General features: G+C 72.0%; 16 protein-coding genes. 4 read left to right on the forward strand and 12 right to left on the reverse strand.

Going from position 1 to position 16,662, the window contains the following annotated elements; translation table 11 throughout:
* The first annotated feature begins 210 nt into the window (after positions 1-210).
* Complete coding sequence (locus AB0395_RS23045; RefSeq protein ID WP_366283505.1) at positions 211-1,386, forward strand: transposase; 1,176 nt, start codon at positions 211-213, stop codon at positions 1,384-1,386.
* Positions 1,387-1,751: 365 nt separating this feature from the next.
* Here AB0395_RS23045 and AB0395_RS23050 read toward each other — a convergent pair whose 3' ends face one another.
* The 3 genes from AB0395_RS23050 to AB0395_RS23060 form a co-directional block, all read right to left on the reverse strand.
* Entirely contained in the window at positions 1,752-2,282 is a 531-nt protein-coding gene (locus AB0395_RS23050) for a hypothetical protein (RefSeq protein ID WP_366283507.1), read from the reverse strand.
* A gap of 56 nt (positions 2,283-2,338) precedes the next feature.
* Entirely contained in the window at positions 2,339-3,892 is a 1,554-nt protein-coding gene (locus tag AB0395_RS23055; RefSeq protein WP_366283508.1) for an alkaline phosphatase D family protein, read from the reverse strand.
* A gap of 220 nt (positions 3,893-4,112) precedes the next feature.
* Entirely contained in the window at positions 4,113-4,949 is an 837-nt protein-coding gene (locus tag AB0395_RS23060) for a hypothetical protein (RefSeq protein WP_366283509.1), read from the reverse strand.
* Positions 4,950-5,173: 224 nt separating this feature from the next.
* Here AB0395_RS23060 and arfB point away from each other — a divergent pair, with 224 nt between their 5' ends.
* Both arfB and AB0395_RS23070 read left to right on the forward strand, forming a co-directional pair.
* Complete coding sequence (gene arfB, locus AB0395_RS23065) at positions 5,174-5,596, forward strand: alternative ribosome rescue aminoacyl-tRNA hydrolase ArfB (protein WP_366283511.1); 423 nt, start codon at positions 5,174-5,176, stop codon at positions 5,594-5,596.
* Positions 5,597-5,831: 235 nt separating this feature from the next.
* Positions 5,832-6,278: an NUDIX hydrolase gene (locus AB0395_RS23070; RefSeq protein ID WP_366283512.1), complete on the forward strand. Its 447-nt coding sequence runs from the start codon at positions 5,832-5,834 to the stop codon at positions 6,276-6,278.
* Between the two features lie 59 nt (positions 6,279-6,337).
* On the opposite strand, the gene AB0395_RS23075 is transcribed toward AB0395_RS23070, so the two are convergent.
* The 5 genes from AB0395_RS23075 to AB0395_RS23095 are packed head-to-tail and all read right to left on the reverse strand — an operon-like array spanning position 6,338 to position 9,939.
* The gene (locus AB0395_RS23075; RefSeq protein WP_366283514.1) at positions 6,338-6,520 is read right to left on the reverse strand and encodes a hypothetical protein; all 183 of its coding nucleotides are present in this window, start codon (positions 6,518-6,520) and stop codon (positions 6,338-6,340) included.
* A 32-nt stretch (positions 6,521-6,552) separates the two neighbouring features.
* Positions 6,553-6,993, reverse strand: a complete 441-nt coding sequence (locus AB0395_RS23080) for a S26 family signal peptidase (RefSeq protein ID WP_366283515.1) — start codon at positions 6,991-6,993, stop codon at positions 6,553-6,555.
* Positions 6,990-8,825 carry an ABC transporter ATP-binding protein gene (locus AB0395_RS23085; protein ID WP_366283516.1) on the reverse strand — a complete coding sequence of 612 codons (1,836 nt, stop codon included), beginning with the start codon at positions 8,823-8,825 and terminating at the stop codon, positions 6,990-6,992. Before AB0395_RS23085 ends, AB0395_RS23080 begins: the two co-directional genes overlap by 4 nt.
* Positions 8,822-9,373, reverse strand: coding sequence for a TlpA disulfide reductase family protein (locus tag AB0395_RS23090; RefSeq protein ID WP_366283518.1), 552 nt, complete (start codon positions 9,371-9,373; stop codon positions 8,822-8,824). The genes AB0395_RS23085 and AB0395_RS23090 overlap by 4 nt, the downstream gene beginning before the upstream one ends.
* Complete coding sequence (locus tag AB0395_RS23095; RefSeq protein WP_366283519.1) at positions 9,370-9,939, reverse strand: MauE/DoxX family redox-associated membrane protein; 570 nt, start codon at positions 9,937-9,939, stop codon at positions 9,370-9,372. Before AB0395_RS23095 ends, AB0395_RS23090 begins: the two co-directional genes overlap by 4 nt.
* Before the next feature lie 235 nt (positions 9,940-10,174).
* On the opposite strand from AB0395_RS23095, the gene AB0395_RS23100 reads away from it, so the two are divergent.
* Positions 10,175-13,765 carry a tetratricopeptide repeat protein gene (locus tag AB0395_RS23100; RefSeq protein WP_366283520.1) on the forward strand — a complete coding sequence of 1,197 codons (3,591 nt, stop codon included), beginning with the start codon at positions 10,175-10,177 and terminating at the stop codon, positions 13,763-13,765.
* Between the two features lie 142 nt (positions 13,766-13,907).
* Here the strand turns inward: AB0395_RS23100 and AB0395_RS23105 are convergent, their stop codons facing one another.
* From AB0395_RS23105 to AB0395_RS23120, 4 genes are all read right to left on the reverse strand, one after another.
* Positions 13,908-14,780 (reverse strand): TIGR03619 family F420-dependent LLM class oxidoreductase, encoded by an 873-nt coding sequence (locus AB0395_RS23105; RefSeq protein WP_366283522.1) that lies wholly within the window; start codon positions 14,778-14,780, stop codon positions 13,908-13,910.
* 112 nt (positions 14,781-14,892) lie between these two features.
* Positions 14,893-15,207 (reverse strand): hypothetical protein, encoded by a 315-nt coding sequence (locus AB0395_RS23110; protein ID WP_366283523.1) that lies wholly within the window; start codon positions 15,205-15,207, stop codon positions 14,893-14,895.
* A gap of 138 nt (positions 15,208-15,345) precedes the next feature.
* Complete coding sequence (locus tag AB0395_RS23115) at positions 15,346-16,098, reverse strand: HAD-IIA family hydrolase (RefSeq protein ID WP_366283563.1); 753 nt, start codon at positions 16,096-16,098, stop codon at positions 15,346-15,348.
* A 116-nt stretch (positions 16,099-16,214) separates the two neighbouring features.
* A complete protein-coding gene (locus AB0395_RS23120; protein ID WP_366283524.1) occupies positions 16,215-16,646 on the reverse strand; it encodes a nuclear transport factor 2 family protein in 432 nt (143 codons plus the stop codon).
* Positions 16,647-16,662: the final 16 nt, after the last annotated feature.

Genomic DNA, 16,662 nt, shown 5'->3' on the forward strand with positions numbered 1-16,662 from the left:
GCGTGCCCTGATCGGGTTGGTCTGCGCATCAGAAATCTCCGATCACCGTGCGTTAGATGTTGTAGTGCTGTTGTAATGGCCGTGTGACTCGTCAGGTACGCACCTCCCCCGGCGCGGCGTATGACTTCGGCTACCACGTCGTGCGGTGTCCGGGGTACCGCCGCCCCGTTCTCGCGGGGCGCGTCAAGACCCGCCTGGAGGGGAGCGGCCGTGCGTAGGTCGTTCAAGTTCCTGCTGCGTCCGACCCGCCACCAGCAGATCGCGCTCGCCGCGTGCCTGGAGGACCACCGTCAGTTGTACAACGGCGCGTTGGAGCACCGCCGTACCGCCTACCGCAAGGCCGGGGTGAGCGTCCGCTACGGTGACCAGTCGGGGGAGTTGAAGCACATCCGCGCCGACGACCCCACCGGGCAGGGCCGTTGGTCGTTCTCCTCCCAGCAGGCCACCCTGCGCCGCCTGGACAAGGCGTTCGCGGCGTTCTTCGCACGGGTCCGCCAGGGCCGCACGCCCGGGTTCCCGCGCTTCAAGGGCAGGGGCCGGTTCGACACGGTCACCTGGCCCAGGGACGGCGACGGCTGCCGCTGGGACTCCCAGCCCGGCCACCCCGCCGCAACGTTCGTGCGCCTGCAAGGCATCGGGCATGTCCGTGTCCACCGGCATCGCCGCGTGCTCGGCACCGTCAAGACGGTCGGCGTCAAACGGGAGGGCTCCCGCTGGTACGTGGTGCTGTCCTGCGAGGACGTGCCCGCCCAGGCCCTGCCCGCCACGGGGGCGGCGGTCGGGATCGACCTGGGCGTCGCCTCCCTGGTGACAACCAGCGACGGCGCTCACCTGGCCAACCCGCGCCACCTGGCCGCCTCCGCCGGCCGCCTCGCCGCGGCGCAGCGGGCTCTGGCCCGCAAGAAGCGCGGCAGCGGGCGTCGCCGTAAGGCCGCCGCCCGGGTGGCGGCGCTGCACGCGAAGGTGCGCCGTCAGCGCCTGGACCACGCGCATAAAGTCGCGCTCGCGCTGGTGGCCGGGTACGGCGTGATCGTGCACGAGGACCTGCGGATCGCGAACATGACCCGCTCGGCGTCCGGCACGCTCAACGCCCCCGGCCAGCGGGTTGCGGCCAAGTCCGGCCTCAACCGGTCGATTCTGGACGCGGGCTGGGGGGTGTTCCTTGCGGTCCTTGCGGACAAGGCTGAAAGCGCCGGTCGCACGCTGATCACGGTGAACCCCGCCCACACCTCCCGCACCTGCGCCCAATGCGGGCACGCGGCGAAGGAGAACCGCGTCAGCCAGGCCGCGTTCCGGTGTACGGCGTGCGGGCACGCCGCGCACGCCGACGTCAACGCGGCGATCAACATCTTGAGGGCAGGGCTTGCCCTTCGCGACGCCGCATAAGCGGTTTGGCGAGAAGCCGCTTTCTTTAGGAAGCGGAGGAGTCACGACCCAATCCTGGCACGTTCTTTACCCGCCCAGCCCACGGAGATCTCATCCCCCGCCGAGCGCCACACCCCACGAGGACCTCATCTCCCGGCGAGCACCACACCCGGGCGAGGGACACGCGGGAAACGCCAGGCGACGGGCGGAAAGTGGCCTGACCTGGCATGTGCCCGGCGGCGGGGAGAGACGGGGCAAACGCCCGCCGCCGGGAACGTCCTCTTCGGCTACAGCTCAGGGGAGACCGTTCCAACGCTCACGGGAGCACCGGTCGCCCGGGTTTCGGGCTTCCCGCGCTCGCGGGCCTCTCGGGCTCCCCCCGAAGCTCACAGCACCTTCGACTTCGCGTTGATGTGGTGGCGGATCGTCTTGGCGAGTCTCTTCACGGAGACGTCCGGATTGTCGGTGACGGCCGCGCCGAACCTCGCCACGGCGGTGCCTCTGCGCGAACCGACCCATCCCCTGATCTTGATGGCCGTCGAGTCTCCCTTGTCGAGAGAGGAGATCATGCAGACCAGGGTCCGCCGCTTGACGGAGCACTTGACGCTGCGCGGCTTGTCGATCACCTTGACCCTGCGGAAGTGCCCGGAGAACTCACCGACGAGCGCCACGTAGTGCTGGCCCTTGGCTTTCCTGTTGCGCACTTTGACGTTGTAGGTGAGGTACCCGCCCCTGCGGGTGTACTTGGGGAAGTAGACCTCGTAGTGGAAGTCGGCGGTGGCCGCGGCGGCTCCCGCGGCGGACACAGTGGACAGGGCGGGGAGGGCCGCGGCCGTTGCGGGGGTCTGGACGAGGAGGGTACCGCCCAGCACAGCGGCGAGGGCCACGGCGGCGAGTCTCCTAGGAAGATCACTCATATGCCGCATCATCCAACAAAATCATCAGAATTCCCTGCGAATAGATCAAGGCAGGATTAGATCAAGGCAGACTGCCCGGCGGGGACGGTGAAGCGGGCACCGGTCTTCGCCGGGGCGCCCCGGCGGCTGATGTAGTCCAGCGTGCGGAAATCGGCGTGCAGTTCCTCCGGGGTGACCCGGCAGACGATGTAGCCACGCCGCTGGTCGATGTAGGAGATGTGCGGGTTCTCCGCGATGGCCTCGGCCATCCTGCCCTCGTCCCGATAGCCGTCGCCGTCACTGGCGACCGAGGAGGTGACGAGCTCGACCGCCACCTGAGGCGAGTCGGGGTCGTCGAAGTCGAGCCTGAGGTCGGCCGCGTGGTGCATGTGCATGTCACCGGTCAGCACCACCGGGTTGGCGGCGCCCGAGTCGCGGAAGCCGGTCAGCAGGCGGGTGCGTTCGGCGGCGTAACCGTCCCAGGAGTCCAGGTTGACCTCGGTGCCGGGGCCGACCTTGTAGTCGCGCTGGGCCATCAGAACCTGCTGGGCGACCAGGTTCCACCGGGCACGCGAGGAGGCGAGCCCGTCCAGCAGCCAGCTCCGCTGGTCCTCCCCCAGCAGGGTGCGCCGGGTCGCGAGCCGGTCGTCGCATCCGGACCTGAGTCCGTCCTCACAGGCCTGGTCGTCGCGGAACTGACGCGTGTCGAGCAGATGGAAGCGGGCCAGCGGCCCCCAGTCGACCCGCCGGTGGATCCGTATCGACGCTCCGTGCGGCACACTCGCCCTGCGCAGCGGCATGTTCTCGTAGTAGGCCTGGAACGCGTTGGCCCTGCGCTGTGCGAACTCCGGCGCGTCGGTGCTGGAGACGCCCCCCGCCCAGTTGTTCTCGATCTCGTGGTCGTCGAAGGCGACCAGCCACGGCGCCACCGCGTGCGCGGCCTGCAGGTCGGCGTCGCTCTTGTACTGCGCGTGCCGCATCCGGTAGTCGGCCAGTGTGGCGCACTTGCCCTCGGTGTGCTTGCGGACGCTGCCGCCGAGGGCGGTGTATCCCTGGGGCCCGTACTCGTACATGTAGTCGCCCAGGTGGACGACCAGGTCGGGGTCCTGCTCCGCCAGTCTCCGATAGGCCGTGTAGTAGCCGTGCTCGTAGTGGGCGCAGGCGGCGACGGCCAGGGTCAGCGGGGGCGGCGCGGAGGCCTGGGCGGCCGGGGCGGTGCGGGTACGGCCCGCCGGGGAAAGGTGGCCCTCGGCCCGGAAGCGGTAGAAGTATTCCCGTCCCGGCTCGAGCCCGTCCAGCTCGACATGGACGCTGTGCGCCTGCTCCCATCGCGCGGTCTCCGTGCCGGTCCGCACCACCTTGGCGAACCGCTCGTCGGTGGCCAGCTGCCATTCGACGTCCACGTCCCTGCCCGGCATCCCGCCGTGCCCCTGCGAGCCGAGCGGATCCGGGGCGAGCCTGGTCCACAGCACGAACCCGTCCTGCGACGGATCGCCCGAGGCGATTCCGAGGGTGAACGGGTCACGGCCGAGAGCCCTGGCGGGCGCGAGTCCCGCCCCGGTGAGCAACAGGCCGCCCGCACCAGCGGCGGCGACGGAAAGGAACACTCTGCGTGACGGCTTCTGCTCCACACCGTCAGTGCAACCTTTCCACCTTTCTCCGCCGTGGCCTGCGAATCACGACAAAATGAACAGCCGTTGCACAGGCAAGAGCCTTACCCACCGTTATTGAACGCCGCTCGACCCACAGGCGACGTCCCGGCGAAGAACTCCCCTCGCGCCGCTGTCCTCGCCCCGGACCGGACGGGCCCGTCGCACTCGCGGCGAGCACCGTCCACTCGGCGATGACGGATCAGTGAAGGTATGGTTTCAAGTGCTCGTTGAGCGCGCCGCACCCGAGGTAGTTCTTCACGGTGTGGAAGTCCAGCCAGTCGAGGTTCACCAGCGCCTCCTGGTCGACCCCGGTGAAGCGCTGTCGGAGCTCGGCGGGAATCGCCGCGATGTCGTCCCTGTCGGCGATGTTGACCCAGCGCCTGACCGCCGGCGGTTTCTTGCCCCGGCCGTTGGTCGGGGCGGGCAGCAGACGCTCGAAGATCACATTGTGCATCCCGAGCGGGCTGCCGAGGGTGATCAGCAGGTCCACCTCCAGGTCGGGGTTGGACCAGAGCGTCTCGTAGGTCACCACGCTGCCGAGCGAGTGGGCGATCACCACCTTCGGCTGGTTGTGCCTGATCGTCTCCGCCACCGCGCCCCGCACCTTCGCCCGCGTCTCGCCGTCCGCGGTCATGTAGGCGGCGACCTCGGGGCAGAAGAACTTGGCGAAGTCGGCGGCGTTGGTCTGCAGGCGGTCCAGCAGCCAGCCCGCGACCGCGTGCAGCGCGCCGGTCAGCCCCTCCCCCAGCGCGGGGAGCTGCTTGGCCCAGGCGACGAAGACCTCCTGGGAGGAGGCGTCCATGCTCTGTACGGCGCGGGGGGAGTCGTCCTCCTTGTGCTCGCCCAGCAGGTGGGCGTAGTAGGCGATGTCGCTGAGATAGCGCTCGTTGGCGTACGGCGCACCGCCGGTCAGCCCTCTGTGCAGGTAAAGGTCCCATTTTTCGCGTACGGCCTGAGCCGCACCCGTGACCGAGTTACCGGCATCGCGGTAGTAGTGGTACTTGCCTATTCCGTGCACGCCGACGATCTTGTCCACGCGCCCCCGCCCTTCCTCGTAGAGATCTCCACGCTGCGGCCCCCTGAGCCACTGTGGCGGAAGGCGTGGGGCCCCACAAGACCGGATCCGGCGGCCCCTGACCGGAGATGGGATAAATCGCTTGATCGATGCGTTTACCCCCTGGATATCCTGGAGCCACAGCTCGTGAGCGCGCGGGCCCGTGAACTCAGGATCCGTGAACCCGGGAGAAGGAGTCGTCCGTCATGCCTGGCCCGCTTCAGATCAGCGGCTCGGTCTCCATCCCCGAGGCCGAGCTCCACTGGCGGTTCTCCCGTTCCTCAGGTCCGGGCGGCCAGGGGGTCAACACCACCGACAGCCGGGTTGAGCTGAGCTTCGACCTGGCCGCGACGGAGGCGCTCGGGCCGCTGTTCAAGACCCGCGCGCTTGAACGTCTCGGCTCCCGGCTGGTGAACGGCGTCATCACCATCGCCGCCTCCGAGTTCCGCTCCCAGCTGCGCAACCGCGAGGCCGCAGAGATGCGCCTGGCCCAGCTCCTGCGGGAGGCCGTCGCCCCGCCGCCGAAGAAGCGCCGCCCGACCAAGCCGAGCAGGGGCGCCGTCGAGCGGCGGATCACCGCCAAGAAACAGCGCTCGGACCTCAAGCGCCTGCGCCGGGGCGACCACTGACCCACTGCCCCGCTGACCTGCTTGACCCACTGCCCCGCTGGCCCGCTGCCCTGGTGACCCGCTGACCCGTCGGCGACCCGCGCCGGGGCCGGGCCGCCCGCCGTACCGCGCCGGGAGCGAGCCGGCCGAGCAGGGATGACCGGGCAGGAACAGCTGGGCGGGACGGGAGCGACGGCGGCCCCGTCGCGGTGCGTGTGGAATCCGGATTGTCTGGTCCTGGTGACACAATGGGCAGATGCCTCTCGTCCCCAGCGTCCGCGCGGTGCTCCTCGACGACGACCAGCTCGTGCTGTTCCGGCGCACGATCCCCGGGGAGGAGCTCTACTGGTCGATCCCCGGCGGCCACGTCGAGCCGGAGGACGCCTCCCTCGAGCACACCCTTCACCGCGAGGTCCTGGAGGAGCTGGGCGCCGTCGTCTCCGACGTCACGCCGCTGACCACCCTGGAGTGCGTCCGCGACGGGGCCGTCAAGACCCAGCACGTCTACGGCTGCCGCCTGGTCTCCATGGACCCTGCCCTGCGCTGCGGCCCGGAGTTCTCCGATCCCGCCCGGGGCGTCTACGAGGTGGTGCGGCTGCCGCTCGACCCCGCCGAGATCACCGCCATCAACCTGATCCCGCCCGAGCTCGGCGCCTACCTCGCCGACAACATCAGCAGGCTGCCCGACCTGATCTCCCAATGACACGAAAAGCGGCGGAGGGGCCGGGCGGAACCGCGCCGCCCAGCCCCTCACGCGCTCCGTCAGCAGCCGTTCATGCAGGCGGTGTAGTCGGTCGAGCAGTCGGCGTAGACCCAGTAGCGCTTGTACCAGTTCTTGTCGCACTGGACGCAGTAGGTCTGCGGGCGGCAGAACGCCCCGGCCGTCGCGGTGGGCAGCAGGTGGGACAGGAGGCGTTCTCCGGCCAGCTGCGCGATCTTGATCATTGTCGTTCTTCCTTTCCTCACCGGCCGGCGGACTACCGGCGCGGAGACCGTGGCAGGTGGCGGACGACCACGCCGAGCAGCTGCTGGGCGTGCACGTAGCCGAACCCGCGTGAATCGAGGCTGAGCGGGAGGTTGTCGCCGATGACGACCAGGCGGCCCGCGGGCACGACGAGGTCGCGGGTGCGGGCCAGCGCCGGGATCTCGTCGCGCGGGACCGGGTCGCCGGGCACGGCGAGCACTCGTTTGACCATCAGGTCCCGGCCGGTCCCGGGGGGCGCGGCAATGACCGCGAGCCGGCCCGCGCGCACGGCGCCGATGCCCGCCCTGCGCACCACGACCAGGTCGCCGTGCCGCAGCGTCGGCTCCATGCTCAGGCCGCTGACGGTGACGGCGAGGAAGCGCCGCCGCAGAACCGTGAGGACGGACGCGCCCGCCACGAGCCCGGCCCCCAGCACGAGCGCGAGCGCGGTCACGGCGTGCCCGCCGCGGCGTATCCCCTGGCCTGGGTCTCGAACAACTCCGCGTAGCGGCCGCCCGCGCGCATCAGGTCGTCGTGGCCGCCGAGTTCCGCGATCCGCCCGTCGGCGAGCACGGCGATCACGTCGGCGTCGCGGACCGCGCTCAGCCGGTGCGAGATCAGCAGCGTGGTACGGCCCGCCCGGTGCTCGCGCAGGACGGTGTGCACCTCGTGCTCCGCCCGCGGATCGAGACCCGAACTCGGCTCGTCGAGGATCATGAGGTCGCTCCGCTCCCGCAGCAGGCCGCGGGCCAGGGCGACGCGCTGCCACTGCCCGCCCGACAGCGTCACGCCTGTCTGTTCCTCCTCGTCCGCGGAGCCGCGGAAGAACATCTTGGTCAGCAGCGTGTCGTAGCCGCGCGGCAGCCCGCGGACCACCGCGTCCGCGCCCGCGCGCCGCGCCGCCGCCTCGACGCGGGCCCGGTCGCCGAGCGCGGAGAGGTCTCCGACGGAGATGTTCTCCTCCGCGCTGAGGTCGTAGGCCCCGAAGTCCTGGAAGACTGCGCCGACGCGCTCGCGCAGTGCGGCCGGTTCCAGCTCCCGCAGGTCGACGCCGTCCCATCGGATGGATCCCCGGTCCGGGTCGTGGAAGCGGCACAGCAGCTTGACCAGGGTGCTCTTGCCCGCCCCGTTGAGGCCGACCACCGCGAGCGAGCGGCCGAACGGGATGGACAGGTCGACCCCGCGCAGGATCCACGGCTGCTCGGGGCCGTACCTGAACCAGACGTCCCGCAGCTCGACGCCCCGGCTGAGCGCGGGCGTCGCCGTAGGGCGGGGCCGCAGCGGCAGGTCCGGCCCGGCCGCGCTCACCGCCTGGTAGTGGTCGAACAGCAGCAGGGCCTGGTGCCCTGCGGCGAGGCCCTGCACCGCGCCCGCGAGCGCGGCCTGCGTGCCCGCGACGGCCGCCACGAACACCGACAGGTCGCCCACGGTCGCCCTGCCCGCCACCGCCTCGCCGACGATCCAGAGCAGCCCGGCGCCCGCGATCGCCGCCGCCAGCAGCGCCAGGGCTCCCTGGCCGCGCAGCCGGCGCAGCCCGACCCGGCGCTGCTCGGCGTTCACCGCGCGCAGCTCGTCCAGCATGCGGTCGCGGAAGAAGTCGCCGAGGCCGAACAGGCGCACCTCCTTGGCCGCGTGCGGCATGCTCAGCAGGCGGGCGAAGAACAGTTCGCGGCGCTGGCCGTGCCCGGTGCTCCAGAGCATCGCCGCCTGCTCACGGCTGAGCCGGAGGTGCACGCGGACGAGCGGCACGACCGCCAGCAGGACCGCGGCCGCGGCGACGGGGCTCACGCTCGTCAGGGTGAGCAGGAAACCGCCGATCATGATGGCCGCCTGGGCCAGGCCGAGAGCGCTCGTCACCAGGCGGCCGGGGCCCGATCTGCTCGCCTGCTCGGCGAGGTGCAGCCGGTCCTGGAATTCCGGGTCCTCGAGGCGGACGAGGCCGGGCAGCCGGTTCACCGCGGTGTACAGCCGCTCCCTGGCCAGCAGGCCGACCCCGCGTTCCAGCTCCGCCTCCGCGTACCCCGCCAGGTGCGGGACGGTCCCGGCCAGCGCGCCCAGGACCAGCAGGGCGGCCGCGCAGGCAAGCAGCGCGGGCACCGTGGCTCCCGGCCCGGTCAGCCGGTCCAGGAGGATCTTGGTGAACCAGGCCGTCAGCACGGGCGCCAGGCCCGCGGCGCAGGCGAGCACGGCCTGCGCGGCCAGGAGTCCGGGGCCGCCGCGCCAGGCCAGGGCCACCGCCGCGCGAGCGTGCCCGAGGCCGGCGCGCGGGCCCAGGGGGCGGTTCACGCCGGTACGGTGACCGGGAAGCCGGTCAGGTCGGTGCCGGACGCGCGGATCACGCCCCGGTCGTCCATCAGGTACATCGCGGGCAGCCCCTTCACCCCGAACGCCCGGAACACCGGGCCCTCGATCTCCTCGACGACGACGCGCGCCACTGGGGCGAGCTCCGCGACGAGCTCGTCCGTCTCGTCACCGTCGCCGATCACCACCGCCAGCACGTCCTCGCGGCGCAACCCGCCGCGCCCGGCGTACTCCAGCACCTGCGGCATCCGCTCGTGGCACAGCGAACAGCCCGGCGCGAAGAAGGCGACCAGCCTGGCGCCCCCGGCGCCGACAGGATCGCCGTCGACGTCGACCGCCGTGAACGCCTCCGGCGTTGCGCCGGGCGGCAGCACGGGCTGGAGCGCCTCGTGGCCCTGGGAGTGGCCCTGGGGATGTCCCCGGGACCGCCCAGCGGCGAGCTCGCGTAGCCGGGCGGCGACCCCCAGCAGCACGACGAGGTTCAGCACCGTCAGCGTCGTGCTGAGCACGGTTGCGGCGACGAGGTAGGTCATCGGAGCACGCTCCTGTCGAGAGAGTCGGCCGGGTGAAAGATGTGCGCGAGGTCGTCGAACCGGATGAGCAGCAGCGCCCCGACCGCCCCCGCGCAGACGGCAACCGCCACACCCGCGGCACGGACCGGGTGCGCGCCCGTAGCACCCGCGGCCCCCGCGGCTGTCGCGGTGGCGTAGCCGAGGCCGGCGACGGCCGCCAGGATCGCGTTGCGAACCGCGTGGGGCCACCCCATCCGGCTCGGCCGCGCGCCGAAGCACAGGCACGAGGCCGGTATCCGCCGCAGCAGGGTCAGCGTGACCGCGCCGGTGAGGACCGCGCACAGCGTGGCGGCGACCGCGAAGCCGAGCGCGGCGGAACCCGGCGTCGCGAGCAGCGGCACGACCGCGGCCTCGACGAGGATCACGCAGGCGGCGGCGCCCGTACGCCACCCGCGTCGCACCAGGCGTGCCTCCACCAGGGAACGGGCGAAGGCGTGGAAGGCCCGTACGCCGCGCGCCTTGCCCGCGACGGCGACGGTGAACACGACGGCCTGGGTGACGCCGCACCCGATCGCGACATATTCCACGACTCTTCCCGTCTCTGCGAACCGGTGTTTTCGGTCATGACGGTAAAGAACGGCACCGTGTGCTTTACTAAAAAGCTTCTTAACAGATCAGCGGCACGCCCGGTGCCGCCGGTCGTCCCCCCACGCAGGCAGAACGCCGCCGTCCGGCGGGCGGGCCGCGAGGACGAGCGGCGGGAACCGGCAGAAATTCCGGCAGCAGTACGCGTTATCGGCGCGAGCGCGACAGGAGATACGTGTGGCCACGCAGGGACGGTCGACACAGGTTTCGGCGGGCGAAACGCTTCGACGCGCACGGGTCGCCGCAGGCTGGAGCCAGCACGAACTCGCGGCCAGGACCGGCCTGGGCGTCCGGACGATCCGCGACATCGAGCAGGGAAGGGTGAGCCGCCCGCACCGGGCCTCCCTGGAACGGCTGCTCTCGGCTCTGCCGTTCCAGGAGGCCGAGCGGCTTGACCTGCTGGCGGCCTTCGAGGCGCCGCGGAGCCGTACGGCCGAGCCCGGCCTGTGGATCGGCGTGCTGGGCGCGCTGTCCGTACGGCGGGGCGACGTCACGCTGGAGATCGGCTCCGCCATGCCGCGCGCTCTGCTCGGCCTCCTGGCGCTGCGGCTGCGGCGCCCGGTCTCGATCGGAGAGATCGTCGACGTGCTGTGGGAGCACAACCCGCCGCGGACCTGCGCCAACCTGGTCCAGGTCTACGTCGGCAGGCTGCGGGCCGGCCTGGAACCCGCGCGCGCGGCCGGCGGGGCGGCGCTGACGATCCGCCGCACGCCGGACGGGTACGTTCTGGACCTGGCCGACGACCAGGTCGACCTCGGCTGGTTCGGCAGACTGTGCGCGCGGGCCGAGCACGTGAGGGCAGCGGGAGACCGGAACGGGGCACGAGAGCTGCTGGCCGAGGCGTTGCGGTGCTGGCGCGGCCCGGTGCTGACCGGAGCGCCCGCCTCCCTCCGAGGCCACCCCGCCGCGGTCGCGGCGTCCCGCCGCCGTGTCGAGGCGGCGCTCGGCTACGCCGACATGGCGGCGGACGGAGCCGCGGGCGAAGCGGGCCACCGGCACATCGCCGAGGCGCTGTGGCCGCTCGTCGAGGACGAACCCCTGCACGAGGGGCTGACCGCCCGGCTCATGACGGCGCTCGCCGGATGCGGCGAGCAGGCCGTGGCACTGCGCCTTTTCACCGGCATCCGGGACAGGCTGGCCGACGAGCTCGGCGTCGAACCGGGCGCGGAACTGCGCGCGGCCCACCTACGCATCCTCCGCGGGCAACCGGCCGCAGGCGGCATCCCGGACGCGCGCCGGGGACCCCGGCGCCCTCGGGGAGAGCAAGAACGGGGAGAGCGAGGACAGGGCCTCGTCGCGGCCGCGGCACCCTCACCGCCGTCCTCCCCGCCGCCCCTCCAGCCGCCCCCGCGGCCGTCCGCCCGGCCGCCCGCCCAGCTTCCAGCCGGGGTGGCCGCGTTCACCGGGCGTACCGTGGCGCTGCGCCTGCTGGACCGGCTGCTGGACAGACATGAGGAGACCCTGACGATCGCGGTGGTCACCGGAACCGCCGGGGTCGGCAAGACCGCCTTCGCGGTGCACTGGGCGCACCGGGTAAGGAACCGGTTCCCCGACGGGCAGCTGCACGTGAACCTCAGGGGGTACGCCGACGAGGGCCCGCTGCGCCCGGCCGACGCGCTGTCACGGTTCCTGCACTCCCTCGGCGTGCCACCCGAGCAGGTGCCCTCGGACCAGGAGGAGGCCGCGGCGCTCTACCGCACCCTGCTGTCCGGCAGGCGCGTGCTCATCCTGCTGGACAACGCCGCGAGCCCCGACCAGGTCAGGCCGCTGCTGCCGGGAGACGCGGGATCGGTCGCCGTCATCACCAGCCGCGACGCGATGGCGGGGCTCGTCGCACGCGACGGGGCGCACAGGGTGGCCCTCGGAGTGCTGACGGAAAGGGAGTCACACACCCTCCTGACCCGTCTGCTCGGCTCGGCCCGGGTACGGGCGGAGCCCTCGGCCGTGCTCGACCTCGCCATCCTCTGCGGGCACCTGCCGCTCGCCCTGCGGATCGCCGCGGCCAACCTCCTCGGCGGCGGGCGCAGGACGGTCGCGGAGTACGCGGGTGAGCTGCGCGCGGGCAACCGGCTCAACGCGCTGGAGGTGCCGGGAGACCCCGAGTCCGCCGTCAGGGCCGCCTTCCGGCTCTCCTACACCGGCCTGCCCGCCCCGGCCCGGCGGCTCTTCCGGCTGCTCGGACTCGTCACCGGACCCGACGTCACCACCGCCGCGGCCGCCGCGCTCATGGGGACGACCCAGGAGAAGGCCGCCGAGCTCGCGCGCGTCCTGACCTCGGCGCACCTGGTCGACGAGCCCTCCCCCGGGCGGTTCGCCCAGCACGACCTGCTGCGCCTGTGCGCGGCCGAGTACGCGCGGGCGGAGGAGACGCGACAGGAGCGCGCGGCCGCGCTCGCCCGCCTGCACGGGCACTACCTGTCGACCGCGGACGTCGCGGCCCGGCTGCTGTACCCGCAGTTCATGCGCCTGGAGCCGCCGGCCGCCGAGGTCCCGCCCTCGCCCTCCGGCTTCGACGACCACGCGGCGGCGTCCGCCTGGCTCGACGCCGAGGCGCAGAACCTGGTCGCCGCCGTCACCTTCACCGCCGTGCACGGACCGCGCGAGCTGGCCTGGCTCATCGCGGACACGCTGCGGGGATACTTCTTCATGCGCCACAGCTCCGTCGACTGGGCGACGGTCGCCGAGGCGGGGCTCGCCGCGGCGGAGGCGGAGGGGGACCGGAAGGCGCAGGCCGTGCTCCAGCTCAGCCTGGCGGGGCTGCACGGCTTCCAGGGACGGCAGCGCCAGGCCATCCGGCACTACACGCTCTCCCTGGAGCTGGCAGAGCGGGCCCGCTGGCGCGAAGGCCAGGCCGCCGTACTCGGCAACCTGGGCGTCACGCACGCCGACCTCGGCATGCTCGCCCAGGCGAGCGACTACCTCCGGCGCGCCTTCGACCTCAACCTCGCGCTCGGAAGCGAGGAGCGACAGGCCGTCAACCTGGGCAACCTGGGCTGCGTCTACCTCGAGATGGGCCGCCTGGCGCAGGCGGCCGACTGCCTCGACCGTTCGCTGGCCGTGTGCCGCCGTCTCGGGAACCACGCCGGGGAGGCGAACAACCTCGCCGTGCTCGGCGAGGTGAGGCATTTCATGGGCCTGCTCGACGCGGCGTACGACGACCTCGTCGCGGCGCTCGCGCTGCACCGGGAGGTCGGCAACCGGGGGAACGAGGCGGACACCATGCGCAACCTCGCCGCGGTGCACCGAGACGCGGGGCGGCTCGGCGAGGCGTTCGACCTGGCCCAGGCCGCGCTGGAGGCGTCCTGGCAGACCGGGCACCGGCGCCTGGTCGCCGACGCCCTCAACACGCTCGGCACCGTGTGCCGGCATCTCGGCGACCTCCCCGCCGCCGGGGAGCACCAGCGGGAGGCGCTGCGGACCGCCCGCGCGGCGGGCACCAGATACCCCGAGATGAAGGCACTCCTGGAGCTGGCCGCGTGCTCGAACGCGCTCGGCGAGCACGGCGCGGCCGTCAGGCACGCCGACCTGGCCCTGGCGATCGCCCGCGGCGCCGGATACCGGCTGCACGAGGGGCAGGCCCTGACCGCGCGGTCGCGGGCGAGGCACGGGCTGCACGACCGGGAGGGAGCCCGGCGCGACGCGGAGCTGGCACTCGCGACGCATCGGGAGACCGGTCACGCGCCGGGTGAGGCGGCAGCCCTCGGCCTGCTGGCACGACGACAGGACCGGCAGGCCGATCAGGAGGTCACCGGCTCCCCGGGCCACTGACGGCGGCCACGCCCGGCGAACTCATCCGTCTAGTGTCCCGGTTCTGAGATTCCGTGTCGTCGACCGTGGGATCGCCGAGGCGCTGACCAGGTATTTGATGCTGGGTGCACCTCATGTGGCGCGCCAGGAACTCGAACCCGGCTCACTGGTGAGGACGGTGCCCGAGGAGGCCGAACCGCCGGGCGAACGCCGACAGTTCCTCGCGCTGCTGCTCAGGTTCGGTGGCGGCGGTGTTCACGACGACACGGGTCACCCCCTGCGCGGCGAGTCCCTCAACCCACTCGACGGGCATGTCGATCGATCCGAAACGGGTGTACTCCAGCGCCCGCGGATCGCGCCCGGCCTCGGCGGCGCTCGACCGGACGAGTTCCCACTGGACGGCCCGCTCCGTCGCGTCGAGCGCGCCCCCGGGGAAGTAGCCGTCGCCGCGCAGCCCGGCCCGGCGCGCGGCCGCCCGGCTCGATCCCCCGATGTGGATCGGCAGCCGGGTGGTCTCGTGGGGCTTGGGGAAACTGCACAGATTGTCGAAGGAGAAGAACTCCCCGGTGAAACTGACGCCGTCCTCTCCTCCGGCCCACAGCAGCCGCAGCACGTCGATCGCCTCGTCGGCGCGGCGGCCCCGGCTGGCGTAGTCGACCCCCACCGCCCGCGCCTCGCCCGGCATGGCGCCGATGCCCGCGGTCAGCAGCCGCATCCGGCCCTTGGACAGCAGGTCGATGGTGGCCAGACGCTTGGCCAGGGTCACCGGATGGTGGTACGGCAGCAGCAGCACACCGGTGCCGAGCAGGATCCGCTCCGTGGCCGCCGCGACGAAGTTCAGGCAGTCGAGCGGGTCGGCGTACGGCAGCGACGGCGGCATCTCGTACGGCCCCACCTTCGCGCCCGGATACAGCACGATGTGCTCGGGCATGTACAACGACTCGAAGCCACACTCCTCGGCAAGCCGCGCGAAGGCCACGATCTTCTCGGGGTCGACTCCGAAATAGGGCGTGCCGTAGCTGATTCCGAACTTCATCGCCGTTCCTCCGGTCCGTTCACGCCGCGGATCCGCGGCGCGGGGCATGCGTGTCGGAGGATCGGGCGCGGCCTCCGGCAGGTCACCCGCCCGTTGGTCCCCCGCCGGGATGCTAGAACCCTGACACCGGCGTCAAGGCAAACCCGCGCTCGGACACACCCCGGCGAGGGCACGCCCGCCGACCGGCGAACGCCCCTTCGCTCCGTCCGGCCAAATCGAAGAGCCCCCACGCCGCCCTGACCAGTGCGACGGCCCGTTCCGCCTCCGCCGCACCGACCGGCTCGCCGTCCAGTGCGGGAATCGCCTCGATTGCCCCGAAATCGGTGGTCGTCCCGCCCTTCGCACGCTCGACGACCACCGGATCGCCGGGCTCGAAGACCAGCCCTGCCCGCTCGGCGACCGTCCGGTAACGCGGCGCGTAGTCCACGAGGGCCTCCAGCGCCGCCTCCTCCGATCCGGCACCAGCCGGGCCACTCGACCGAGCAGGCGAAGACCTTCTTGGGACCGATCTCCAGGTAAACGCGTGTCATGCCCCCAGCCTCGCACCGGAGGGTGACAGGTGATGTCAGGTACCGGCGTCGATCAGGTCGATCAGGTCGGCGACAGAGTTGGCCACCTGGGACGGCCGGAAGGGGTAGCGGTCTATCTGGTCCTTGGTCGTGACGCCGCTGAGCACCAGGATCGTGTGCAGCCCGGCCTCCATGCCGGAGACGATGTCGGTGTCCATCCGGTCACCGATCATGGCGGTGGTCTCGCTGTGGCCCTCGATGGCCCGCAGCGCGCTGCGCATCATCATCGGGTTGGGCTTTCCGACGAAGTAGGGCTGCACACCGGTCGCCTTGGTGATCATCGCCGCGACCGCGCCGCACGCGGGCAGCGAGCCCTCGTTGGACGGGCCGACCGGGTCGGGGTTGGTCGCGATGAAACGGGCGCCGCCCTCGATCAGCCGGATGGCCCGGGTGATCTGGGTGAAGCTGTAGGTGCGGGTCTCGCCGAGCACCACGTAGTCGGGCTCGATGTCGGTCAGCACGTAGTCCGCCTCGTGCAGGGCGGTGGTCAGTCCCGCCTCACCGATCACGTAGGCCGAGCCACCGGGGCGCTGGCCGTCCAGGAACTTCGCGGTGGCGAGCGCCGAGGTCCAGATCGACTCCGGGGGGATCTCCAGACCGGCGGCGCGCAGCCGTACGGCCAGGTCACGCGGCGTGTAGATGGAGTTGTTCGTGAGCACGAGGAAGCGCTTGCCCGACTCGCGCAGACGGCGAACGAACTCGTCGGCGCCGGGAACGGGGTGCCCCTCGTGGACGAGGACCCCGTCCATGTCCGACAGCCAGCACTCGATCGGCTTGCGCTCTTTCACCGTTCCCCCGCGTTCCAGCCCGACAGATACGACATACACGGCACCAAGGATGACAGGTCCGGCGCGCGCCGCATCGCCTACCACACGACGCGCCAGGCCTGTTCCTCGACCAGTTCCCTGCTGCGCCAGCCGTAGGGCGTACGGACCATGCGGTGGTGGTGCCATCCGCCGCCGCGGACCAGTCCGGGTGTGTCGGCGGGGAGCGTGTCCCTGGAGGGGGCGAGCGTTCCGGTGAACGAGGCCGTGACCACGGCCTCGTCCCCCTCGAACCTGATGATCGGCGCACCGATCAGGTGATGCCGCCCCGGCCAGCGCGGCAGCGCCTCCGCCAGCCATCGCCGGGCCTCCTCACGGGTGCCCCTGACGCCGCCCGACGAGGTGTAGTCGATTATCGCGTCCGCGGTGAACACGAGGTCGAGCCGCGCCCAGTCCCCGTTGTCGATGGCGTAGGCGTACTTGGCGAGCAGGTCGCCGATCTCGAGCCGGTCCGCGATCTCCTGTTCCCTCATACCCCCATCCAACCCA

This window comes from Streptosporangium sp. NPDC051023, assembly GCF_040689595.1.
In the GTDB taxonomy this organism is placed as follows: domain Bacteria; phylum Actinomycetota; class Actinomycetes; order Streptosporangiales; family Streptosporangiaceae; genus Streptosporangium.

Bases quoted from the DNA above. Each gene is read 5' to 3' on its own strand.
- AB0395_RS23050 (WP_366283507.1), bottom strand. From the start codon at position 2,282: ATGAGTGATCTTCCTAGGAGACTCGCCGCCGTGGCCCTCGCCGCTGTG.
- AB0395_RS23075 (WP_366283514.1), bottom strand. From the start codon at position 6,520: ATGATCAAGATCGCGCAGCTGGCCGGAGAACGCCTCCTGTCCCACCTG.
- AB0395_RS23090 (WP_366283518.1), bottom strand. From the start codon at position 9,373: ATGACCTACCTCGTCGCCGCAACCGTGCTCAGCACGACGCTGACGGTG.
- AB0395_RS23115 (WP_366283563.1), bottom strand. From the start codon at position 16,098: ATGGACGGGGTCCTCGTCCACGAGGGGCACCCCGTTCCCGGCGCCGAC.
- arfB (WP_366283511.1), top strand. From the start codon at position 5,174: ATGCCTGGCCCGCTTCAGATCAGCGGCTCGGTCTCCATCCCCGAGGCC.
- AB0395_RS23120 (WP_366283524.1), bottom strand. From the start codon at position 16,646: ATGAGGGAACAGGAGATCGCGGACCGGCTCGAGATCGGCGACCTGCTC.
- AB0395_RS23105 (WP_366283522.1), bottom strand. From the start codon at position 14,780: ATGAAGTTCGGAATCAGCTACGGCACGCCCTATTTCGGAGTCGACCCC.
- AB0395_RS23070 (WP_366283512.1), top strand. From the start codon at position 5,832: ATGCCTCTCGTCCCCAGCGTCCGCGCGGTGCTCCTCGACGACGACCAG.